This is a genomic window from Nostoc sp. GT001 (assembly GCF_030382115.1).
GTDB lineage: Bacteria > Cyanobacteriota > Cyanobacteriia > Cyanobacteriales > Nostocaceae > Nostoc.
In genome coordinates, this window is record NZ_JAUDRJ010000003.1 from 1,817,930 (window position 1) to 1,842,932 (window position 25,003).

Genomic DNA, 25,003 nt, shown 5'->3' on the forward strand with positions numbered 1-25,003 from the left:
TATCAGTGTGAGTAATCATAAGTGGAAATACAAAATTTTTCACAACTACTAATTTTTGGCTCTTTTATCGGATTAGTTGGTTGGACTATTAGTAATCAGGCTGGACGAACTCAACTTAAAGTTAAAAGTTGTGAAGATTGGTTGCTAGATGCTACAGGACTAACGATTCAAGGAATTTTGATTCCCTTACTACAAGCTACCTTAGTTTATTGGCTTTATCAATATTTACTACCCACTCAACAAGGATATTTAGAAGTATCATTAGTTCCGGCTTTTATTATCAGTTTTGTCATGGTTGATTATTTATATTATTGGAATCATCGTTTATTACATAATAAATTGTTGTGGAAAGTTCATCAAATTCATCATACTGTTACTCAGATGGATGTATTAGGAACTTCTCGCAACACACTTTGGACAAGCTTGTTAATTATATATTTATGGATACACACTTTATTTGTATATCTGTTAGCCGATCCCACAGGTTATTTACTTGGAGTCAGTCTAACTTCTGCCTTAGATTTATGGCGACATAGCCGTTTAATCATTCCTGAAAATACCAGGCTATATCAACTTTTATCTACTTGGTTAATCTTACCACAGGATCATGCTTGGCATCATTGCCGCGAAATCCACAATTATAACTATGGGGCTAATCTGAAAATTTGGGATAAGTTACATGGAACATATTATGAAAGCGAAAAATTGCCATCTATAATTGGAATTCCTATCTCATTAAACTTGTTCCAAAAACTTTTCTTCCCATTTTCATGACAGTTATAAGTAAAATTCTTTCGTTTTTCCCCACCTTTATATTATTGCTAACTGGTGCAGCAATAATTTACCTTGCCTATTCACCCAATATCTTCAGCATTTTGGCGGTGTTCCTTTCTATTTATGGGCTACCAGTGCTAGTTTACCGCTTGCATGAATGGGTTTATCCTGTGCGCGAGGGGATTAGTTATCTACTAGGTGAAGAATATAGTCCCTGGTGGGGTACTCATCAAATCCAGGTAATTTATATTGCAATTCCGGTGTTGGAAGCAGTGTTGCGATTGATTCCGGGGGTATTTTCCTGTTGGTTGCGATTGTGGGGTGCTAAAGTGGGGCGAGATGTATACTGGACAACAAGATTGGAGATTGCCGATCGCAGTTTATTAGAAATTGGCGATCGCGTCGTTGTCGGGCATGGTGTCGGTATCTATTGCCACATCATTAAACCCCGCAAGCAAAATTTAATGTTGTATGTCAAAAAAGTCAAGATTGGCAGCAATGTTTTTGTCGGTGCTGGATCTAATCTTGCTCCCGGTGTAGTCGTTGCTGATGGTTCTTATTTACCAGCAGCTACCAAGCTTTATCCTAATCAAAAGGTGCAATAATGCGTCCGATTATTCAGCTTTTTGGGCAAATCCTCGCACCAACTGCGAGGCGATTTCATCAAGCTTTGGATAACCCAGAGTTAACGCAGACATCTATACAGAAGGAAATTTGCGATCGCCTAATCAAAAGTGAGTATGGTAAAACTTTGGGGATTCATTCTGTAGACGATTGGCAGCGTGTACCAATTGTAGATTATGATGCGCTCGAACTCTACTTAAATCAAAAAAATCAGCAAATTTCCCTCACACCAGAACCCATTTTGTTCTATGAAAAAACCTCTGGTAGTAGTGGAGCAGTAAAATGGATTCCTTATACTCAATCTTTGCGGCGATCGTTTAATCAAATGTTCTGTGTATGGGCGCATGATTTGATTGTACATGGCCCAAAATTTTCCACAGGGAAGCTTTATGCTTGTATCTCCCCGCAATTAAGTGTAGCGGAAAGCCAAACTTTACAAGATGATTTAGATTATTTAGATGACTGGTTGCGTTGGTTTTTGCGTCCTTGGTTGGTAATGCCAAATAAACTTAATCAACTGCATAACGCGAACTTGTTTAAACATCAACTGGCTTTGGCATTATTAGAGGCTGATAAACTAGAAATTATCTCTATTTGGAGTCCTAGTTTTCTACAAGTACATTTAAAATATATTCAAGAAAATCAGGATTTATTGCGAAAAGAATTATACAATCGAATTTCACATCATCGCTTGCAACTCCTTAGCAAAAGTAATATTCCCTGGATGCAACTTTGGCCAAATTTGAAACTGATTTCCTGCTGGGATAGCGCCAATGCAGCAGATCAAGCGCAAGGATTAAGATTAAAATTTCCTGGTGTATTAATTCAAGGTAAAGGACTACTAGCAACGGAAGCCCCAATAACGATTCCGTTGATTGTAGCTGGGGGATGTGTCTTAGTTCTTGATGAAATATTTTTCGAGTTCGAGGATGATACTGGTTCCTTGTATGGTTTACATGAACTCAACACTGGCAAGGAATACACGATTATTTTATCGCAGAAAGGCGGATTGTATCGTTATCGAATTGGCGATCGCATCCGGGTAACTCATTACTATCGCCACACTCCCTGTTTAGAGTTTCTCGGACGACATCAAGCTGTTAGCGATTTGGTGGGCGAAAAGTTGCAAGAAACTTTTGTAAAAAATGCTTTGACTCTCTTGAACTTGCAAGAAACTAATTTTAAAAGCTTAATGCCCATTGCCGATCCTCCACACTATATTCTATTACTAGATTCGGCAACACAAACCCCAGAAATTATTGCCGAACAGTTGGATCTGGCTTTATCAGAATCATATCATTACAAGAGAGCGCGATCGCTCGGTCAACTCGCACCACCACAGGTTTTAATTTCTAGTCAAATTCCTGAAATATTAGTTTCCCATCGTATCCGTACTGGAAGTGTCTGGGGAGGTATTAAACATCCAATTCTGGCAAAATCACCTATTAGCACTGAACTTTTACAAGAATTGAAGTTGAAAATTGCCGTCAAGACGAAAGACTGATTATTGTAGAGACGGCGATTCATCGCGTCTCTCGCCTTAATGTGTTCATTTTTAATTTTTAATTCCGCTTGCGGTACTACCCTTTTGAAATTTAATTAAATATTTACCGTGATTCTAATTTAGCAACTCGCTGCTCTAATTTGTTGACTTGTTGCTTCAATTCAACCACCAAAGTGGCAAGCCGATCAAACATCGGATCTTGCTGTGATAAGTTACCTCTAGAACGAGTTGATTGTCGTGGGGTAAGTGTTGTTCTTGAGGATGGAGACTGGCGAGTTTTACCTAGCTGAGACTCTAGCTGATTTAACCGCGACTCAACACGATTCAAATCCGCTTCCAGATTGTAGATGCGGGACTCTACTTGCTGCGATGAGGCAGTTTTAGAAAAAAAACTGCCCCAAATAATTGTTACTAAAATCCCGGCGATTACTAGCACCTTGATTTTTTTCATACCAATAGCTGACTTGTTAGAACAGTCTATCTAACCAGACTTGATTGAGATAATTTACAGACTAAAAATCTGTAGATATTTCATCTTTCATCAGGTTGTAAGTTAGAAAATAAACTCTGCCAATCGATATTGACAGTCTTTTCTCCCTGTTTAACCTCAAATGTGACGTTAGAAGCTTTTCCTAGTTTTAGCGCTTGCACGCAAAGTTCTGCCACATCTTCACGGCTGATTTTGCCTCTAATATTGTCACCTTGCTCAAATATTAATTCCTTACCCCCTGCCTCTTCAGTTAAAGCACAAGGTCTAATAATTGTATAAGGAATTCCGCTTTCTCTTAAACTATCTTCTCCCTTCAACTTCCAAGTTAAAATTCCTCCCAATTGGTCATTTAATTTCACTGCTGGCGGTTCTTCATCTAAATTAATGCCAGGGCGTCCGGGACGAGTAACACCTGCTGAACTGACTAGGATAAATTGTGGTAAAGCTGTCCCGCCATAAGCTTTAATTGATTCCAACTGGAAAGTAAAACCACCTGGGGAAAATTTGGGATTTAAAGCGCCATCGTATTCAAATTTGCTCAACATCAGTTGGAACGAACAAATTCTACTTTGCTCAATTGGCGGCGCATCTTTGACAACTTTTGCCCGAAAAACGGGAGTCAAATCTGCAAAGGGAATCTGAATATCTATCCAGGTATTAGCTACGGTATCGAAAGAATCGCTATATCCAATACCATCCCATTTTGTATCTGTCCGCAGAAAGATTTTATAACGCTGACCGTCACCTTTGACGCGCAATTTCACTCCTTCATAACCAGATAAGTTGAAGGGTGGATCAAAATTCTTCGTCCTGACAGAAGCAAATCCGCCAGAGTTAGCGGTGGAGACATTACCCGCAAATAAAGCTGTATTTTCTACTAATTGGATATTACTGGCACTGACGCCACCCATGACGACATCATCCAGCGCTCCCCAATTATCCTTTAATTCTGCTGATGGCTTGGTGAAATCAAATATTAGTTTTTCCTTTGGTTGGGGCAAATATTTTGCCGCCGCTTGGACTAAGTTTTTGACTCCTTGATATTCTACATTTTCGGGAGTGTCACCAACAATTTCTGGTTGGTAAAATTTGACACCTTGATAATATTTGGCTCTATCTGCTGTATCTCCCTCGACTGGTTGTACGCGCACTGCTGTGCAACAAATTACAGCTTGGATATCAGAAAGAACTAAAGGAGTTAAAGTTTCTGGTTGCGTAATATCCGCAACTACTAAATCGATATCATTACCAAGAATTGACCGCGCTTTGTCAATATCTCGAACTAGGGCGCGAACTTTATAACCTAGTTTACGCGATCGCTGCACTACTCGTTTACCGACACCACCTGTTGCACCTGCTACTAATATTACACCCACGTTGCTTCCTCCATTGGGTCTATATTGATTATCCTTAGGACGACCTTGGATTAATTGCTGTACCCAGTTAAGGAAAGGAATTACCTCAAAGTAAGTCAGGGTTTCGATAAACCTGCCTAAGTCCCATTGAGAACGATTTTTGTCAGCCATATTTGCGTCCTCATAACTTTATTTACTCTAACAATTTTGGGGAGAGTGGCGAATAATGTAGTTCAATTACTTGAAACGCGCTGCAATTTATTCAGAGCGCAAGAGTATCAAAAACAGGGTATGGGATGTAGAGGAAAGACGAAATGGTAAGCTGAGATTGTAGTTATTTCTGACAACAGGCATAAATTACTATCGCTACCAGAGCAGTAAAGCAGGCAGAATATAGCTTCCGGGCAACAATGCAAAAACTCCTTTTTAATGACAAAGATAAATTTAAAGCCCAGGCCCTATTCCTTGGTAAAAGTATTAACTTACAGACGCTAGATAATTACGTTTGCTTGGCGAGTATGCCAATACTGGTTAGAGTCGGTGAGGAAGGCTACGCAGTACTCCTGGGCTATGGTGCGGTTGTGCTGTTTAACCTTGAGCCTGTAGAAAAGGTAGCCTTTTTAACTAAACTATCCTCTCAAATTAGCGGCCCTTTTGCCGAGCCGGAAACAGAAGAGGTGGAAGTTCATCTCAGTATTAGTGAGAGTGAACGAGCTAAAGAAGGAAAAATTTTACTGCATGAATTGAGTATAGAACGCTTGCAAATAGTGGCTGATATCCTCGCTAAGAGTGTTGTACTGTCTCACTATGAAACCAGCCTAGCGACTGTATTCGATCAAATTGAACCATTTGCAGCTAGTCTCCAGCGTGAAAACAGGAGTAGACAACAAAGCCGGGAATTACTACGTCAACTTGGGACTACCCTATTAGTTCAACATAAGATTGTGGGTCAAGTAGAAATTATCGATAAGCCAGAGTTACTCTGGGAATCTCCACAGCTAGAAAACTTATATCTGCGCTTGGAAGATGAATACGAAATCCGTGAGCGTCATCATGCCCTGGAACGTAAACTAGAGCTAATTGCCCAAACCGCTCAAACGGTGCTGGAGTTTATGCAGCATAGCAGTAGTCAGCGAGTAGAGTGGTATGTGGTGATTCTGATTGTGGTAGAGGTTTTACTGTCACTGTACGATATCCTTTTCAAAGGCTAATGCTAAATTTGGGGTTGTGAGATAGCAAGGGAGCGATCGCAACTACTCAAAATTCAGTGCGAGAAATCGCTCCTCAGAGCCACACTATTAATAAGTTGCAAGCTCGGCTACGAACTGAAACTAGGTAGAAAAAAGCAGCGATCGCCTTGCTTGATAATGCTAACTTGAAGTATCAACTCCTTCTCAGGTCGTATATGTGAGATATGACTAAACAAAATGACCGTACCAAAATTAACTTTAAAAGCATCTTGTTACTTGTTGGACTTGGAGGATTACCGCTTGGGATTTTAACTATTTTTATTCAAGTTACACCAAGCTGTGGCTGTAGTAATAGCAGTAAAAATACAATTGGAAGTTTTATTAGGGCACAACAAGCATATTTTTCCGAAAAATCAGTTTTCGCTCAATCGTATAGCTTGTTAGAGCTTGGAGATGGAGATGTACCAGCAGCTACAACCTACTATCGATATTCTGTAGAAATGGGTAAGAATAAGTCATTTATATATGCAACGCCTAAAAAAGAGCTACCAACTGATTTATTGAAATTAGGTCTGGCAAAAAAGGGTTTTAACAGCCTTGTAGGTGCAGTTGCTTACGATACAAAAAACAAAACTAATGTTTCAATAATGTGCCGTTCTGAGAAACAGACTTTAGATGAACCTCCCAAACCTGTTTTCAAGCAAGATAAGTTTAGCTGCCCTATCGGTTTTAAAACTATCAACTAAGATGCGTTGATGGAAGAAGAGGGTAGTGGTAAATATGTAGTGAAAACTGATATTTACCACTAAGCTAAAACACATCTATTTGCAGATGAAAATTTTCTCAATATCTTGTGGGGTGGGCATCTTGCCCGCCCTGATTATGCAACTTGAATGCTGATATCATGTCCGCTTGATTGCTTATTAAACCCGAAGAACCCCACCCCGCCAAAGCTGTGCTTTGTCTCCCCTCTCCCCGCAGGCGGAGAGGGGGTTGGGGGTGGGGTTATTTTATTATGGGTAATTTGGCGGACATGATATGATTAGCTTACCCAGCAATGTTCTTGCGAACTTACTGGCAAACTGGAATACGGATTTGAAACTCCGCTCCCTCGCCGGGATCTGAAGTGCAAGAGAGTGAACCACCATGTTTTTCGGTAACAATTTGGTAGCTAATCGACAAGCCCATACCTGTTCCTTTACCCACAGGTTTTGTGGTAAAGAAAGGATCGAACAGGCGACGGCGAACAGGCTCTGGTATACTCATCCCATTGTCTGCAATCCGAATTTCGACTTGATGAGCATCAATTTGTGCAGTGTAAATAGTAATAGTTGGAATTTTTATTTGTCCTTGATTGTCCGTTAATGACTCTTCCAAAGCATCGATCGCATTACTCAACACATTCATAAATACTTGATTTAGCTGCCCTGCATAGCATTGCACTTGGGGCAAATTACCGTAATGTTTAACAAGCTCAATACCGGGACGATCTGACTTGGCTTTGAAGCGATGTTGCAGAATCATTATGGTACTGTCAATGCCCTCATGAATATTAACAGCTTTAATTTCGGCTTCGTCCATACGTGAGAAAGTTCGCAGAGAAGCGACAATTTGCCGAATTCGGTCTGCCCCAACCCACATAGAAGACAGTAGCTTCGGCAGGTCTTCTAGCACGAATTCTAGATCGATCGCCTCTGCTTCTGACTGAATCTCTGAATGGGGAGATGGGTAATGTTTCTGGTAAAGTTCCAGCAGTCTTAGTACATCTTGGGTGTAACTGTTGGCATGGGTCAGATTGCCAAAGATAAAATTGACTGGATTGTTGATTTCGTGAGCAACCCCAGCTACCAGTTGCCCCAAGCTCGACATTTTCTCGGTCTGCACAAGTTGAGCCTGGGTTTGTTGTAGTTTATACAGAGATTTTTCGATTTGTTCGGCTTTTTCTCGCTCTCGCGTTTCGGATGCTTGCAAAGCTGCATTTTTAGTTTCGAGTTCTTGTGATTTAGCTTCCAGTTGTTCTGAGTAAGCTTGCAGGTTGCTGTAAAGACGGGCGTTGTCGATCGCAATCGAAATTTGTGCTATCAATAAACTCAGCACATTTACCTGTTCTGAGGTAAATGCACCAGAAATGAGATTATTTTCCAGGTAAATAATACCAGTAAACTTGCCAGAATGAATCAACGGCAAACACAAAATTGACTTGGATTGGTAAGTGGTGATATAAGCATCAGCCACAAAACGTGAGTCTTTAACAGCATTGTCTAAAACCAGATTGTTTCTAGTTCTTTCGACATAATTTAATAAAGCAACCGGGAGTAAAGGGGAATTGCTTTTCTCCTCTGTGTTAACAACAACGCTAACCTCCTTACCTATAACTATTCCCGTCGCTTCTAACATCCATTGATTCTCGTGCTTGGCAATAAAGTAACCTTGTTGAGCGCCAGCATTTTCGACCACAATCTTCATCAATTTTTCGAGCAGCTGAGTTAGCACCATTTCTTCTGACAGCACTTGTGCAGCTTTCATCACTGTCATAAAGTCGAGAATCTGAGCGCCTCCTGTAGTCGTAGAGCTTGTTTGAAGAGTGTGCAGGTAATTCGTTTCTATTTTTTCTGTATTTGACCGCAAAATTAATTGCGGATAGCGTGCTTCTAAATCTTTGACTTTAGCAACAGCACCCCAATGACTATAAGCGTAGTAGGCATTGGTCATGTAGGCTTGAGCAATCGTTTCTTTACCCCATGACAAATAAAATTTGGCTGCGAGTTCGTGGGCGATCGCTTCTTCGTTGATATACTCGTTTTCTTTAGCAAGTGCGATCGCTTTTTCATACATCTCGATCGCTTCGATTTTCTCGCCTAAAACCCGATGCCGTTCTGCCTCCACCAAATAGAATTTGTGTAAATGATTCATTGGGGCATAATCCGCCCATTTTTGGCTTTTTTCTTGATTAGCTTGGACGCGATCGAGGATGGCCTTTTGCTCTGATTCTTGGGTATTGGGATAGACTGCTAGCCGTACTAAAGAATCGTAAAAATTGAATATAGGGACAAGGGGCATTCCTACTACTGCATCTAAATACTTCTCTGCTATAGTGAGATTCTCAATCGCTTCCGAGTAATTTTCAAACCAATAACAAAGCAAAAATTTGTTCAAATATATGTAGCCAACTCCCCCATTGTCGTTTGCTTGCTGGTGCAGTGGCAACCTTATCTGTTCATCGCAGGCTTCACCCTTGAGCAGGCAGGGATTTTCATTTTTTCCCAGTAGATTTAAGGTAGCCTGCCAATAGATTTCTATATAATAAAGCGCTGTTTCTTGCTTGGTTTTATGGATAGCATCTCTGCTTCTTGCTATCTCTCTTTCAAGGACAGTCAGTTCTTTACCGCTAAAGTAAGCTAAACAGGAGTACTGGAGTAGACTATAGCCTGCATATTCTAAATCTCCTGTCTCCATTCCGCTAGAGTGACCTGACAGCAAAGGCTCTAAGCTTTCTTTCAGATGCTCTTTCCAATGTCGGATAAATAGATTTACGATGAAAACTGTCTTGGCTTTGATTTCTTGAGCATTTAACTTTGACACTAGATTTAAAGCCAACTGACCAAATTTATAACCTGAATCAATATCTCCCACAATGGCACAAAGAAGAAAACCATAATTGGCATAAGCAAAGGGAGAAACGGTAGCATTACCATATTCGACGGATAATTGTACTTGTTTGCACACCGTCAAGGGCAACAGTGCAGGAGCAACAATATATGCGGGAGCAAAGATACTTGACAAAAGTCTAATGGCTGCTAATTTATAGCGATCGCTCATTTGAGGTAGCTCAATTAAATCTTCAATTCGCGTTCCACTCAAAATTGCCGCAGTGTCCGCCAATCCTTGCCCAATGTCTGACGCGTTCGGTTCTTGAGGAAACTCCACCCCTAACAGCTTTAAAACTTGTAGCGCTGTGTTAACCGCTTCTAGCAGCCTGTTCTGCCCCATATAAGCTTGCATCTGGACTTCATACACTTTAATTTTGTCCAGTAGCGTCACAGCACAGTTTTGGACGATCTCAAACAATCTCTGCATTTCTTCAAAATCACCGCTCAAAAAAGCTGCCTCTGCCGCTTCTGAGTGTAGTGTTAATGTCAGTTCATATTCACACTTCCAGCTTTCTTCTGCTAACAGTCCCAAACCAACTTGCAAATATTTGATGGCGGAATCATGGGCTGTGGCTGCTTTTGCTCTTTGACCAGCGATGAGATTTAGTTCTGCAAGTTGATATTTTTCTGTTTCAGATATCAGTAAATCAGTACCGTAATTGAGTTGATTAACTAAAGCAAATATATTTTCTTTGCGTTCTTCTGGTGTTGTATTTTGTAGCAGTAATTGACCAATTTTCAGATGCGTTGCTTGCTTGCGATCGTCGGGAATTAGAGAGTACGCCGCTTGCTGTACTCTGTCATGTAAAAACTTGTAATCAACCTTGACATCAGTTAAAGTAATTCCGTCAGATTCTTCCTGATTAAACGCTAAGGGAATTTTGTAGTCCTGACTTAACGGTAGAATTAACCCAGCTTGCAGGGCTGACCACAATTGCGCCGCAGTTGTAAGAGAAGATGCTTCGTTGACGATCGCTAATACATCTAAGTTAAAAGTATTACCAATACAAGCAGCCAGTTTCAGAACTTGTTGCGTTTCTAATGACAGTTTGCGAATATTTCTCGCTGTCAGTTCAACAACATTCAGGTCAGTAATACCAATCCCTTGAATATGTTGAATATCCCACTGCCACACCCCAGACTGGAAGTTGTATGTTAGTAAGTCTTCTTGGTGTAGGGTTTTCAGCAGTTGCGTTAAGAAGAAGGGGTTTCCTCCGGTTTTATGGAATAGTAATTCTGCTAGTGGCTGACTGTGTTCTATGTGATTCAATGTATCACTAATTAACGCTTCCACATCCCTTAACTGCAATGGTGACAAAACGATGTTATTCACCACCGCACCAGAGGATTGAATTTTGGACAAACTCATCATCAATGGATGGGTGGGCGACACTTCATTATCACGGTATGCCCCGATTAGCAATAAATATTTGCGATCAGTATCCGTCATCAATAGCTCAATTAAGTTCAGTGATGCCGAATCTGCCCACTGCAAGTCATCCAGAAAGACAACTAAGGGATGGTCTTGGTTCGTAAATACCCCAATGAATTGCCCAAAAACGCGATTGAAACGGTTTTGAGATTCTGTCGCTCCCAATTGTGTTACAGGTGGCACAGTTCCAATAATGAGTTCGACTTCGGGAATCACATCAATAATGACTTGCCCGTTTTCTCCCAACGCGGTTAACAATTTCTCTTTCCACTCTTGGATTTGGGCAACGCTTTCGGTGAGTAATTGCCCAATCAAAGATTGGAACGCCTGAATCAACGACGTGTATGGAATATTGCGTTTGAACTGATCGAACTTACCTGCAATGAAATAACCTCTGGCCCCGACAATCGGTTTATGAACTTCATTGACGACACTCGTCTTGCCAATGCCCGAATAACCAGAGACGAGCATGAGTTCGCTGCTACCACCTGCCACACACTCAAATCCAGTCATTAATGTTGCTACTTCTGCTTCACGTCCGTAGAGTTGTTGTCCAATCAAAAAATGCCCAGATTTGTCTTGTCTCCCTGGTACGAAGTTTTCAATCTTGCCAATTACTTGAAGTTGAAACAAGCATTCCTCTAAATCCGCTTTCAGTCCCCAAGCGCTTTGATACCGATCCTCTGCTGTTTTCGCTAACAGTTTCAAAATAATTGCACTAATCCCCTCTGGCACATCTTCCAGAACACGACACACGGTTTTGCTACAGGGTGCGACTGGCATTTTGGCGATGTGACAGTGGATCAACTCCATCGGATCGCTAGCATAAAACGGCAGCGTACCAGTTAGCATTTCATACAAGGTGACACCCAACGAATAAAAGTCGGTGCGATAGTCGCACACCCGGTTCATTCTGCCTGTTTGCTCAGGCGACATATAGGCAAGTGTACCTTCAAGCAAATTAGGATTGCTCAAGGTGTGATTTTCTCGATCGAGGCGGGAGGAAATACTGAAGTCAATCAGTTTGATTTCCCCTGATTCGGGATTAATTAAAATATTGTGCGGCTTAATATCTTTATGTATAATTTTTTGGGCGTGTAGTTCTCCTAAAGTCTGTGCCAAATTAATTGCCACCTTGAGAAAAGTAATCAAGGTAGTTTTTTGAGTTGTAATCATTTCTTTGAGCAAGCAACCTGGAATATCTTCTAATACCAAAGCCAAACCATGCTGATAATTCTTTAACTCGTAGGCTTTAACAATGCCAGGAATTCGCAGGGACTCAATGATTTGATATTCATGGCGCAGTCGAGCAATATCTTCCAGAGGTGGATGTTCGCACTGAAGAGTTTTGATCGCCACAGAGACATTATCGGTTTCTCGCCGTCCACGATAAATGACGGTTTTACTACCGGAGTGAAGGGTTTCGAGGAGTTGATAACCAGATAAAGTAGCTGTCATTGTTTTTTCTTGCAATATAAGCATTCTTAATATGCCCATGCAAATTTAGCTTTGTAACATCTGAGACGAAAATAAGCATATATTTACGAGATGTTACATAAATAAATTGGAATAAAAGTGTCTATTGTTACTTTATTTTCACGGTTTTTTGCATGTTTATTACCTGTGATGAAGTAACGCTTATCTTATTGCAGCCGCAAGTAAAGACATGACACCACAAATCAAAGCCAACGCCTATTTTCTCTTCAAATTGGATAATTTAGCATGGCTGCCATTTTTTGCAATTTTTTGCCTATCTCTTCTAACCCTCTTCTGTCACTCTCCGGGAGGGCGATCGCTAGAAGCCTCATGAGGCAATCAATACAAGCTATACTATTAGAAAAAAATAGGACTTGTATTTGTTATTAGAAAATAATCGCGCAATCGCTCGCTATACAAAAGCTCTAGATTATAGAAAAGGTAAATGTTTTCGGAGAGTGACAGAAGCGCCCAAGGAAAGCGATCACATTCCCAATGGATGTAAAGAAACATTTCTGTTTCTTGAAAGCACCGCACTGGCGGCGTTTTCCGCCCGTTATGGATGAAAGAAACAATAAGCATGGGCGCATGGGCGAAATACCAGATACATTTATAAGTATCCTGACAGTTAAAACCGTACCCACAATAGTGTATTAAAAAAAGCCTGATTGAAAGCATGGTTCTGGGTTGAATGGTTATGGCATTGGTGAAGGAAAATTTTCCTATCCCGTTTCAGAGATTATCTACATATAACCAACCCAGGTCAGGACATATTGGAATGATCAAACTGGGGTGCCAAGATGAAATTGCCAATAAACCAAGATCAAAATCCATTTAGTGGTCAAGAACAAAGGCTAGAGTCATCTAATGCTTCACATTTAGCGCAAATAAATGAGAATGCGGCAGGAATTGACTTGGGTAGTGCAGAACATTGGGTGTGTGTTCCGCCTCTGAGAGACGAGAAAAATGTGCGGCGATTTGGATGTTTTACCCCAGATTTGATGGCAATGGCTGATTGGTTGAGTCAATGTGGCGTAACATCTGTAGCAATGGAGGCAACAGGAGTATATTGGATTCCGGTGTTCCAAATTTTGGAAACCAGAGGGTTTGAGGTCAAACTGGTAAATGCTCACCATTTGAAAACAGTGCCAGGACGTAAAACAGATGTCAAAGACTGTCAATGGTTACAACAGTTACACACCTATGGGCTATTGTCTGGCTCTTTCCGCCCAGAAGATCAAGTTTGTATCTTACGTAGTTATATTCGCCAAAGAGAATGCTTGATTAAAAGTGCTGGAACTCATTTGCAAAGAATGCAAAAAGCACTGATTCAAATGAATCTACATTTACATCAAGTGATTAGCGATATTAGTGGTTTAACTGGAATGACAATTATTAAGGCAATTGTCGCTAGTGAACGAGACCCACAAAAGTTAGCTGCCCTCAAAGACCCTAGAATTAAAAGTAGTAAAACAGACATTGCTAAAGCCCTAACTGGAGACTATCGTCCAGAACATTTGTTTGTCCTCAATCAAGAGTTAACCCTTTATGAGGTTTATCAACAACAGATAGCTGCCATAGATAAAGAAATTGAAAAATGTTTAAATACGTTTGAAATTAAAGTACAGGATGAACCACCTCCCAGCAAGCGAAAACGCAGAAAAAAGCCCGTAGGCAATAATCCCAATTTTGATTTACGTAAATATCTTTATCACATTTCTGGCGTAGATTTTACCCTGATTGATGGCCTTGATGTTTTGACTGTGCAAACCATTTTCTCAGAAGTTGGATTAGACCCCAAACGATTTCCCACTGTTAAGCACTTTACCTCATGGTTGGGTTTATGCCCTGGTCAAAAAATTACTGGTGGTAAAGTCAAAAGTTCTCAGACTCGTCGAGTTGTTAATCGTGCAGCTTCGGCTTTTCGGATGGCTGCTTTTTCTCTAACTCAAAGCCGTTCTGCTTTGGGTGCTTTTTACAGGCGTTTACGATCGCGCTTGGGTGCTCCAAAAGCCATCACCGCTACTGCCCATAAATTGGCACGCTTGTTTTACCAAATGTGGGCGACTGCTGGGCAATATACCGACCCTGGTATGGACTACTATGAGCAAAAATATCAGGAACTGATTCTCAAAAATCTCAGGAACAAAGCTCATGCTCTTGGTCTTGAAATTGTCCCAATTTCTCCAGAGCAGCAAAATACTCTATCCTCTCCTACCCTTGCTACATAAGCTTTACGCAAAGTGTTTCTTCAGAGAGGGTTATATCATGTCCGCTTGATTACTTACTAAACCCCAAGAACCCCACCCCGCCAAAGCTGCGCTTTGTCTCCCCTCCCGAAGAGCGGGGAGGGGGGCTTTCAAGGGCAGGCTTTTAGGCTTTCGATAAATAGTTGAGAATGTTCTCAATTATTGAACGTAGTTTTAAGTTCTCAGACAATGGTTTTGGTTTTAAAATCCCAAAAATTTGTCTAATCAAAAAAACCTGCCCCAGAAAGGGGGCTGGGGGTGGGGTGCAATGACTCTGGGAATCATAACTAATTATGCGGACATGATATTAGTGGTGTTCAGATCTCCGACTTCTTGAAGAAGTCGGGGATCTAGCCGCCCCACAAAATTAATGAGACAGACCACTAGTGATGTAAAATCCCTCTTATTTGGCGACAAATCTATTGTTGTAACACCGAGAGAGTACCTTCTAGAATCACACTGAGCGGTGCAGTTAGTTCGCGAAGTAGACGTTCATCATTGGCATCAAAGGGGCTATCTCCTAGTTTATTAGTCAACACAACCACTGCAAACACTTGGTTTTTGCTATTAAACATAGGTAAGCAAAGGATATTACAAGTATGATATCCAGTTGCTCGATCAATTTCTCTATAGAACTGAGGATTTTGCTGAACATCAGTTATATTTACACTCTCACCAGTGGTGGCAACATAACCACTAATACTAGCATTCATCGGCAGGAAAATTTCTACCGCTTCTTCATTTTCACTCCGGGAAACCTTAGACCAAAGCTGGTTTTTTTCCCGATCGACCACAAAGATAGTTGCTCGATCCGCACCCATAATTTGGGCAATTTTCCAGGCTAAAGCCCTAATCACTTCCTCAATATTTGCTTTTAGCATTTGCTCGCTGAGAATATTCATTGCTTGCAAAACTTGTTCAAATTCTTCTTTGAGCTTCTGAAGCAAACTCAAAAACTGAGGGATTGTTAATTCTTCGAGCGTGCGGCTCAATTCCTCTTTCTTCGCTTTAACTAATGAGGTCGTTGTACTCTCAATGTCTAGAATTGCTTGTTCTGTAGGTGAGGCTAAACGACCATCTTCTAAATGAACGATGCGATCGGCAATATCTAAAATCCGGTTGTCATGGGTTACGAGCAAAATCGTACAATTTTGCTGCTTTGCCAGTTTTTGCATTAGTTCCACCACATCTCGACCGCTGGCTTTGTCTAGCGCTGCTGTTGGTTCATCTGCCAAAATCAGTTGGGGTCGGTTTACCAAAGCCCGCGCGATCGCTACTCGTTGTTTTTGTCCGCCTGATAACTGGTGTGGATAAGAATGAATCCGCTTTTGAAGCCCCACTTGCTCTAATATTGCTTGCGATCGCTCTTGCGCTTCTTCCATTGCGATCGCATCATTCAACACCAAAGACATTTGGACATTTTGGTTTGCGGTTAGGGAACCTAACAAATTATGAGCTTGAAAAATGAACCCGATCTGCTTGCGGACATTTTCCAATAACCGATTATTCACCCCGCTTAACTCGTGTCCTAATACTTGAAGGCTACCTTCCTGAACAGAACGCAATCCCCCAATTAAAGTCAGCAGTGTTGTCTTCCCAGACCCGGAGGGGCCGGACATAATCACAATTTCTCCAGGATAAATCTTCAAAGAAATATCAAATAATATTTGTTTGCGTAATTGACCCTTTCCATAGTAATGATTGATGTTTTTGATTTGAATAACTGGTTGGGTAGACATTAGTTTAAATCAACATCTATTCAAAATTTTTATTAATAAATATCAGCCGGATCTATCTTTTGCAGCTTTCTGGTTGCTATCAGTCCAGAAACAACACACATTAAAACCGTTAAACATAGCACAAAGCTGATAACGTGAAAATTCATCTCTAATTGCAGCCCTGTAGCCGTAGAAATTAACTGATAAAAAACAAAGCTTAAGCAAAAACCCGGAAAAAAACCAAAAAATGAAAGAATGATAGATTGGAGAAAAACAATACCGACAAGATAAAAATTAGAATGGCCAATGGCTTTCAAAGTGCCATATTGAGGTAGATTATCTGCAACATTACTATAGATAATGTTGTAAACTACGACAATACCAACCACAAAACCGATGATTGTTCCTAGTCCAAAAATAGCCCCAATTCCAGATGATTGCGTCCAATAATCTAGTTCTTTGGCAATAAAATGTTGTTTCGTGTAAACAACTATATCAGATGGTAAAGATTGATTTAAAAACTTTTCTAGGCGATCGCTATTCGTTCCTGGAGTCACTTTGATTAGACCAATATCAACGTCGTTGAGCGATGAACGAAACTTGGAATCAATTCCAGAAGGTCTAGTTGCAAAGATTCTCAGAAAATTAAGATCGCTAACAATTAAATTACCATCAGTTACAAAGTCAGCACCCAGTTCAAAGGTTCCAATTACTTTGACTTGGACACCAGAAAGCTCAGTTGTCACACCCGGTTGCATAGAACCATAATCTTTGCGAGACCTGCTATCGGCCAATAGAGTGTTGGGCATTTGGAGGGCAAATTCAGCCGCTTGAATCTCAGGTAAGAGAAAAACAGGATCGTCTAGATTAAATCCAAACACTCGGATAGACCTTTCCTCAGCAGTTCCATAACGTCTCCAGCTACCGAGAGTGATATAAAGTGGATAAGCTGCTGCAACGCCTTCAAATTGTCTAACTTGATATAATCGACTTCGATTAAAAGTTTCGTCAATAACGGTAACATAGCGCCGCTGACTGAGCATGATTAAATCAGCATTGAATGCCTGAATAAACGCAACGTTACTATTCAACATTGCATTCTGAAATCCAAGTTGGGAAAACATGAGAAAAACCGCAAATGCGATCGCAGCTAATGCTGTGAAAAACTGCGATCGTTGCTGGAGCAGATTGCGCCAGGCCAGGGAAAACTTAAAGAGGGCAACTCGAACCTTTTTGCTAGAAAACATCGGCGGGATCTGCAACTAAAACTTTGCGAGCAACAACAAATCCAGACGCACTACATGTCACAATCGTCAGAACAAACACGAATAACATCCGACTAACAGTCATGGCGACTGGTAGTCTTGTGGCAATAAAAATGGCATGGTACATCCCCAAAGCCAGAAGGCAACCAGGAATAAACCCCAGCGTCGCCAGCACAAGCGCTTCCTGGATAACGACCGACAACAAACGCAAATTAGTATATCCAATGGCTTTTAAGGTTGCATACTCATGCAAGCGTTCATTGACATCAGAACTCAGGACTTGATACACAATCACAGTCGCAACTAGAAAAGCCATGATCACAGCAACACCAATGATATAACCGAGCGAAGTAGACTTAACCCAATATTCCCGATCTCTAGACATCGCTTCTTGACGACTGAATACTTTAATCGTTGCTGGCATGATTTGGCGTAAGTTTTGCACCACTTCATCAACCTTTACACCAGGCTCAACTGTAATCAACCCCAGACTTACATCATCTAGCGATCGCCCCGGATTCAAACGAATAAAATTTTGATCGCTAACAATTGCAGTGCCATCAGCACGGATAGTATTATTTAAGCTAAACAGCCCTACAATCTCAACTTCTTGCCTGTTCAGTTCAGTTTTCAGACCCACTTCTCTCGGGCCAAATTCAGAGCGTGAGAGGCTATTCATTAACAAGGTATCTTGACGTTGTAGGGCTGGTAAAGACTGATAAACTTCTGGCACGCGCAACACAGGATCTCGGTAATTAAACCCCAAAAGCAAAAGCGCTCGTATTCGCTTTGTTTCTACATTACGCCACGAGCGAAACGCGAGGTAAAGTGGTCTGGCAGCAGCAACGCCATTCGTCCCTCCTGCCTGATATAAATAACGTCGGGAAAAGGGTGGAACATAGGTGGACTCCGGCGACTTGGATGAAATCAATACAATGTCAAAATTGAGGCTGTCATAGAGGAGCGTCGCTCCCTTCATCACTCCGCTAAAGAGTCCAAGTTGCATAAATACTAAGGAAACCGCAAAGCTGATGGCTGATACTCCCGCGCCTAAGCGAGCTTTACTCTGAATTAAGTTTTGCCATGCCAATGGGGGTCCTTTCCAGTGTTTGCGGTGCTGACGGTTAGTCACATTCCCTGACTCCTGATAATTTAGAGACCTTTAAAAATTGTGAAAGTCCAAGTTCCGAATGCCACTAAGTTAAGATACAGCCCTTGCCCTAACTTCCAGCCNTGGAGGCTCCGCCTCCATAACTTAACAAGAGGCAGAGCCTCNNNTTCCTCGTTCCCAGCCTCCAGGCTGGGAACGAGGATGAGGATACAATAAGTCTTTGGGCTTTTCTTAGTGCCATTCGCCCAAGTTCCCTATTCCCCTTTGAAAAACCTTTAGCGAATTAATTTAAATCAATCTCGGCATCTACTTGCAGATTACTTAGATCGGAGACAAGTTCGCTTCGATCTAGGCGGATTTTAACTTCTACCACTCGGACATCTGATTTTGCTGTCGGATCGTCCCCAATGATGTCGTTTTTAAACACCAATTGACCAATTTTTGTGACAGTGCCAGTCATTTTTTCTTCAAAAACCGGACTGGTAATTGTTGCTCGCTGTCCGACTTTAATCGACTTAACGTCTGTTTCAAACACCTCTGTTACTACATACATATTACGTGTGTTGCCCAGAGCCAGAAGTCCGCGATCGGAAATCACTTCCCCAGCCTGGGTATAAATCTTCAGGACTTGGCCGTTTTTGGGCGCACGGATCATAGTTTGCTCTAACTGTGCCTGAGCCAGTTTTAAATTTTGGATGGCTGAAATCAACCCACTATGGCTAGCGACTCGCTTTAAATTCATCTCTGAGCGTTTGAGGTTCTCTTGAGCTACTTTGATATCTGCTTGACGGGTGTTGGTTAATTGCTGTAACTTGGCTCTGACTTGACTTAAATTCTCCTGGGTTTGTACAACCAGTAACTTCCTAATCTCATAATCTTCTTTAGGAACTGCACCTTCAGCATAAAGTTTTGCATAGCGATCGCGTATGATAATTGCCTGTTGTAATTCTGCTTGCGATCGGCGAACAGCAGCCTCTTGAGAGCTAATTTCTTGCAAACGAGGAGTAGAAATCTGACTAATCTGTGCTTGTGCCTGACTAATCTCAATCTTATTGACGGAGCTATCTGTTTGTATCTGTTTTTGCACCTCTTCTACCTGGCTAGCAACCAAATTTCGTTTAGCCAGAACTTCTTGATGGCTTTTGAGATAAGCCAAGACTTGTCCGGCTTTAACCCAATCACCCTCAGAAACTTTTAATTTATCAATCTGCGCCCCCACTGGAACTGCAACCTTGGTAATCTCCCCCTCTGGTTCCAACCGCCCCAATGCTAGGACTTTTGTTTTTTCAGGGGGCAACGATAACGAAGATGATGAGGCGTTGTTGGCGGGTGACGGGCTAGATACTTTAAACAGGAAAACGTATCCAGCCCCGATACTTAATGCCAGTAGACCAGCAAAGATACTAAGATTGCGAGCAGTAACAGTATGGGTCATCATAAGTAGCAAAAGTTACTAGTTCTTATTCGTTCTTCAAGTTCAGCCCCGATCGCTGAATTTCGCTTTTAAGTTCGTCTAGAGATTGTTTGAGACTACGAATTTCTTCAGATGTCTGTTCTTGAACCCCCCGCATTTGTTCTTCGGTAGTCATCACAATCTCAGCTTCCTGTTCCTGGAGCATTTCTTGTAAAAAGATGCTGAGAATTCCTCTAATGGGTTGCCACAACTGATGCCACCGTTTTTTGTCTTCTTGCAGCAGTTGAATGTAGGTATCGAAGCTGTGAGGGAAAGGAATACCTCCCATAAATTCTGCCGCTCCCCCAAAATTCAGAGAGACACCGTGATTTCCCAGTCCAATTACGTGATGAACTTCTCCCACATGTTCGTAATTGCCTAAGTAAAGTTCGCCCAATCTCAAGCCATTGCCAGCAACCATACTTAAAGGGAAAGGAAGGCTAAAGGGTACTAGGGTAAACAGATCCAGTTGATTTTCGATGCGGTAACTAAATCCTTCTCCTAACTGTTCGTTGTAGTAATTGGCAAAATGGTGATTGCCAACCTTCACAGATCCAAAGGTGTATACTTTGACTCGTAAAGCTGACTCTCCTAAAGAACTAAAACGGCGTTTTAAGAACAGAGCGCCGAGTTGAGCTAAACCACCACCCAAACTATGTCCCCCTACAAAAACTTCAATCCGACTGGCGTTTTTAGGTATCTTAGGTCTAGAACTCAAGCTAGTACCAACCCTGCGACTATTCGATAACTCACTCATTTCTCTAGAGATGTCTTCAAAGTTCAAGAGTTCATCGCGGGCAAAACTCCAGGCTCGATTCAGGTTGCCGATCGCATCATAAGAGAAGACTTCCGAAATTAGTTTTTTTAATCGGCGCTCAAAGGCTAATCCGAATCGGATTCCTCCAGCTGCCGCAATGGCATGGGCAATAGCAATTTGTTTGGCAGGATTTAAGGTTTGAAATATCTCAAAATCTTGAGCATTAATTTGACCTAAGAGAACCTGAAAAAAGGCAGCTAGTTCATCTTTGACGGCTTCAAATCCTTCAAAAAATCCCCGTGCGACTTTGACTCGCGTATCTGGTAGAGAACCATAGTTAATTAATGACCAATTGAGATCGGTCAAAATATCCGTTAATTCAATTTGACCGCGATCGGTAACAATAGTGCCTCGAAAAATCACCGCCAATTGATTACTTCCTTCCCGTTTAAAAATGAAACCTCGGATATTATTTTCATTATTCTGCAAGCTATGAACTAATTTCCAGCCCTCATTCTTATACAGAGAGTTATAGATATCTTGGACTTCGGCATCCTCAACAGAGCCTCCTCCGACTTGAAATATTTCATAACTTCGTTTGGAGAACTTAGCCATTAAAATCGCTTCATCAAAGCTAAAACCACTGCGAAGCTTTAAAGGTATACTCATAAGAAGTAGGTCGGTGTGAATATTTATTATTGGAATCAAGCAGCAGCCAGCTACGCTGGAGGCAGAAGGAAAAAGGATTTAAGCTATTTCATTTTTCTTTACATAGTTTGGTTTTTTGAAGTCGTTCTACTGATGTTTGACTTTTATCCTCTGAATATAGATGGTGACTTGATAGGATAATATCAGTTAGTGCTGTTTTATAACTATCAGTAATCAAATTGGAAACTTTGGTTATTATTTATTTTTATAAATCTCCTGATAGTATTATCAAGCTAATAGAAGACTGCTAGGAAAGGCAAAATCTACAACACCTCCATCTTTTGAACCTGCACGCGATCGAGACAAGCTTTTAGCTTTTCGGCAAGTACCTCTACATGGGGCGGGAGGACTAAATTCAGATGGTTTCCCGGAATTTGATGAATCTCAACTCCGCCGATCGCTAGATCGCCCCAGCCAAGGGTTGCATCTTGGGGATTTTTTCCAGTTTGTTTGCTCGTCCGAAAGAGGGTAACTTTACCTGGATAAGGCTGTGGCTTGTATTTGAGGAGGGCTGAGTTGTTAGCTTGTATGACTTGAAATAGCCGTCGCGCAGCTGGTTGGAAAAGCTTACTCAGCTTGGACTGGTGGGCGACAACCTTAGCTATACTCCCTGGCTCAACCAAAAAATGCAATGGCTTCGAGGTCTTAGTTCCAATCTGTTGGGTAAGTTGTCGTTCTTCGACAGCAGTCAGAAAATGGTCTACTGTCTCATCCAGATAAGGGCCAAGATTGCGAAGCACGGAATTCACCAGAAATTTAGCCATTTGGAAGAAATTCTGAGTGCGATTGTCGCAAAAGGCAGGAGTATCAATCAGTGCCAGTAAGACAATGGTCTGTCCTGCTTGCTGTAGCTGTTGGGCCATTTCAAATGCCACCAGCGCCCCAAAAGACCAACCTCCTAGACAATAGGGGCCTTCTGGCTGCACCTGTTGGATACCGTGGATATACTCAGCAGCAATGTCTTCTATACAATCTTTTGATTTGCCTTCGCCAGTAATCCCCGCAGATTGTAGCCCGTAGAAAGGTTGTTCTTGACCCAATAACTCTGCCAAGTCGGAGTAAACGGAAGCAACACCCATCACCGGATGAATGCAGAAAAAGGGTAGCTTTTCGCCTTGCTGCTGAGAATTGACTCCAGTCAATTGTCTGAGAATTTGAGCAGCGAGATTTGCGATCGTTACACCTTCGAGAAACTTGACTACAGGAACATTGACTCCTAGATCGACTTCGATTTGATGTTTAATCTCGATCGCAGTCAAGGAATCGAGGCCTAGCTGATGCAAGGGTTGTTGGGGATGGAGTTTTGCCAAGTCAACTTTCAATCCCCTGGCTAGTTTTGCTTGAATGTAAGACTCCAAGTGCTGCTGTCTTTGTGTAGGAGCGATCGCTAACAGTTCTGCTGCTGTGAGTTTATATTCGCTATCTGTGCCATCCCATTGGGGCAAGATGTCAGCAGCAATCATGTCTAAACTACCTGTTTGAAATCCATTGCGGCAAGCAGTACGGGAAATCTTACCACTTGAAGTTTTGGGAATGCTGGCAGTCTTGAGCAGCAACACTGCATAAACTGATAACTCATGAACCTGTGACACCGCTTGCCGAATTGCCGCGATCGCTTCATCTGCATTGAGCTTTCTTAAGTAAGTTCGCTCGATTTCTTGAGCCACGACGATTCTTTCTTCTCCTTCTACCTCAATGGCAAACACTGCTCCACAGCCTTGTCTGAGAGCCGAATGGCTTTCCTGCACCGTCAGTTCAATGTCTTGAGGATAGTAATTGCGACCTCGAATCACAATTAAATCCTTGAGTCGCCCGGTAACAAATAATTCACCATTATGCAGAAATCCCAGGTCGCCCGTTCGCAGAAACGAACCCCCGCCTGTATCGTCTAAACAGGCATAGAATGTTTCTTGCGTCTCTTGGGGTTTCTGCCAGTATCCTTGAGCAATACTCGCTCCTGTAACCCAAATTTCTCCAACTGTACCATCTGGACATCTCTGGAAAGATTGCGGATTGGCGATCGCAATTGTTTGACCTAACCCCGTTTTACCTTGCCCAACAATCTTTATACTATGCTGCTGTTGCTCTGCACACAGCACAACTTGGTTTTGTTCGAGAGCAGCACTTTCTAGATTACACACCGTTGGGTAGCACTCTTTTACCCCCCCGGAAATCAACAATGTGCCTTCAGCCATCCCATAGCAAGGATAAAAAGCTTCCGGGCGAAAGCCGTAAGGCTCAAACTTGTTAACAAATCGCTCTAGGGTCTGGGCACGAACTGGTTCGGCACCATTGAAAGCAACTTTCCAACTGCTCAGATCGAGACCCACTAATTGTTCTGGCTGAATCTTCTGTACACACAAATCATAAGCAAAATTCGGCCCGCCGCTAATTGTCGCTTGATAGCGGGAAATTGCTTCTAACCAACGGTATGGCTTCTGCAAAAAGGCAACGGGCGACATCAAAATTATTGAGGAACCGACGTAGAGGGGTTGGAGGATGCCGCCGATTAAGCCCATATCATGATAAGGGGGCAGCCAGGATACGTCTAATTGGTTGGGAGTGGTTTGGAAAAACTGATGAATCAGTTCTAAATTGTGTAGTAAGTTGCCATGACTGACCATAACCCCCTTGGGTGTCCCGGTTGAGCCAGAGGTGTATTGCAGAAATGCGATCGCGTTTGGATCGATAACGGGTTCGTGCCATAACTCTGCTTGCTGATTCGCGATGGTGTCTGTAGTTAAAATCTGTTTTGTAGCCAGTTCTGGATGATGCGTAAACTGAGTAGCGATGGTAGTGAGCAGAGAGGTTGTAGTCAGGGCAACACTAGCCTGGGCATCTGCCATAATTGCCATCAGCCTGGAGATGGACTGATTTTGTCGAGGTGGATAAGCAGGAACGGCGATCGCACCAGCATATAAGCAGCCAAAGAAGGCAGTAATGAAATCAAGACCAGGTGGGTAGAGAAGCAGGACACGCTCATGCTTGGCACTGACAGTTTGCAGTTGCACCGCGATCGCTCGTGCCGATAAATCTAGTTCTCCATAGGTGAGACTAATTACTTCCTTTTCTCCATCCAGCAAAAAACTATAGGCGAGGCGATCGGGTTGTTGTTCGGCGCGATAACGCGTCAACTCTACTAAATTTTTGACTGACAAACTGGATGTTAACAATTCATTGAATACCATATTTAGCCCTCTCCAAAACCCGATCTGCTGATGATTTTGCTAGTTTTGTGGGATGGGCC

The 25,003-nt window shown here is 42.0% G+C and carries 15 protein-coding genes; 6 read left to right on the top strand and 9 right to left on the bottom strand.

The annotated features are described in order from the left end of the window. Positions 1–21: 21 nt before the first annotated feature. The 3 genes from QUD05_RS10640 to QUD05_RS10650 are packed head-to-tail and all read left to right on the top strand — an operon-like array spanning position 22 to position 2,902. Positions 22–774: a sterol desaturase family protein gene (locus QUD05_RS10640; RefSeq protein WP_289796006.1), complete on the top strand. Its 753-nt coding sequence runs from the start codon at positions 22–24 to the stop codon at positions 772–774. After that, positions 771–1,379 (top strand): acyl transferase, encoded by a 609-nt coding sequence (locus QUD05_RS10645; RefSeq protein ID WP_289796007.1) that lies wholly within the window; start codon positions 771–773, stop codon positions 1,377–1,379. Before QUD05_RS10640 ends, QUD05_RS10645 begins: the two co-directional genes overlap by 4 nt. Continuing rightward, positions 1,379–2,902 carry a GH3 family acyl-acid amido synthetase gene (locus QUD05_RS10650; RefSeq protein WP_289796008.1) on the top strand — a complete coding sequence of 508 codons (1,524 nt, stop codon included), beginning with the start codon at positions 1,379–1,381 and terminating at the stop codon, positions 2,900–2,902. The genes QUD05_RS10645 and QUD05_RS10650 overlap by 1 nt, the downstream gene beginning before the upstream one ends. 103 nt (positions 2,903–3,005) lie before the next feature. Here the strand turns inward: QUD05_RS10650 and QUD05_RS10655 are convergent, their stop codons facing one another. Together QUD05_RS10655 and QUD05_RS10660 are read right to left on the bottom strand one after the other, a co-directional pair. Next, positions 3,006–3,353, bottom strand: a complete 348-nt coding sequence (locus QUD05_RS10655) for a hypothetical protein (RefSeq protein ID WP_194045492.1) — start codon at positions 3,351–3,353, stop codon at positions 3,006–3,008. An 80-nt stretch (positions 3,354–3,433) separates the two neighbouring features. After that, positions 3,434–4,918 (bottom strand): CIA30 family protein, encoded by a 1,485-nt coding sequence (locus QUD05_RS10660; protein ID WP_289796009.1) that lies wholly within the window; start codon positions 4,916–4,918, stop codon positions 3,434–3,436. Between the two features lie 239 nt (positions 4,919–5,157). On the opposite strand from QUD05_RS10660, the gene QUD05_RS10665 reads away from it, so the two are divergent. After that, the gene (locus QUD05_RS10665) at positions 5,158–5,958 is read left to right on the top strand and encodes an RMD1 family protein (RefSeq protein WP_289796010.1); all 801 of its coding nucleotides are present in this window, start codon (positions 5,158–5,160) and stop codon (positions 5,956–5,958) included. Positions 5,959–6,161: 203 nt separating this feature from the next. Further along, a complete protein-coding gene (locus QUD05_RS10670) occupies positions 6,162–6,683 on the top strand; it encodes a type IV pilin-like G/H family protein (protein WP_289796011.1) in 522 nt (173 codons plus the stop codon). Positions 6,684–7,008: 325 nt separating this feature from the next. On the opposite strand, the gene QUD05_RS10675 is transcribed toward QUD05_RS10670, so the two are convergent. After that, positions 7,009–12,477 carry a trifunctional serine/threonine-protein kinase/ATP-binding protein/sensor histidine kinase gene (locus QUD05_RS10675; RefSeq protein ID WP_289796012.1) on the bottom strand — a complete coding sequence of 1,823 codons (5,469 nt, stop codon included), beginning with the start codon at positions 12,475–12,477 and terminating at the stop codon, positions 7,009–7,011. Between the two features lie 818 nt (positions 12,478–13,295). Here QUD05_RS10675 and QUD05_RS10680 point away from each other — a divergent pair. Beyond that, positions 13,296–14,726, top strand: a complete 1,431-nt coding sequence (locus QUD05_RS10680; protein WP_289794880.1) for an IS110 family RNA-guided transposase — start codon at positions 13,296–13,298, stop codon at positions 14,724–14,726. Positions 14,727–15,163: 437 nt separating this feature from the next. On the opposite strand, the gene QUD05_RS33985 is transcribed toward QUD05_RS10680, so the two are convergent. The 6 genes from QUD05_RS33985 to QUD05_RS10715 all read right to left on the bottom strand — a co-directional run bounded on the left by QUD05_RS33985 (position 15,164) and on the right by QUD05_RS10715 (position 24,944). Further along, positions 15,164–16,483, bottom strand: coding sequence for an ATP-binding cassette domain-containing protein (locus tag QUD05_RS33985; protein ID WP_354666121.1), 1,320 nt, complete (start codon positions 16,481–16,483; stop codon positions 15,164–15,166). A gap of 32 nt (positions 16,484–16,515) precedes the next feature. After that, positions 16,516–17,709: an ABC transporter permease DevC gene (gene devC / locus QUD05_RS10695; RefSeq protein ID WP_289796013.1), complete on the bottom strand. Its 1,194-nt coding sequence runs from the start codon at positions 17,707–17,709 to the stop codon at positions 16,516–16,518. Further along, on the bottom strand, positions 17,699–18,859 hold the full coding sequence (gene devC, locus QUD05_RS10700) for an ABC transporter permease DevC (protein WP_289796014.1): 1,161 nt from the start codon (positions 18,857–18,859) through the stop codon (positions 17,699–17,701). The genes devC (QUD05_RS10695) and devC (QUD05_RS10700) overlap by 11 nt, the downstream gene beginning before the upstream one ends. Before the next feature lie 262 nt (positions 18,860–19,121). Then, positions 19,122–20,276 carry an efflux RND transporter periplasmic adaptor subunit gene (locus tag QUD05_RS10705; RefSeq protein WP_289796015.1) on the bottom strand — a complete coding sequence of 385 codons (1,155 nt, stop codon included), beginning with the start codon at positions 20,274–20,276 and terminating at the stop codon, positions 19,122–19,124. A 22-nt stretch (positions 20,277–20,298) separates the two neighbouring features. Continuing rightward, positions 20,299–21,717, bottom strand: a complete 1,419-nt coding sequence (locus tag QUD05_RS10710) for a lipase family protein (protein ID WP_289796016.1) — start codon at positions 21,715–21,717, stop codon at positions 20,299–20,301. 302 nt (positions 21,718–22,019) lie between these two features. Beyond that, positions 22,020–24,944, bottom strand: coding sequence for an AMP-binding protein (locus QUD05_RS10715; protein ID WP_289796017.1), 2,925 nt, complete (start codon positions 24,942–24,944; stop codon positions 22,020–22,022). Positions 24,945–25,003 lie beyond the last annotated feature (59 nt).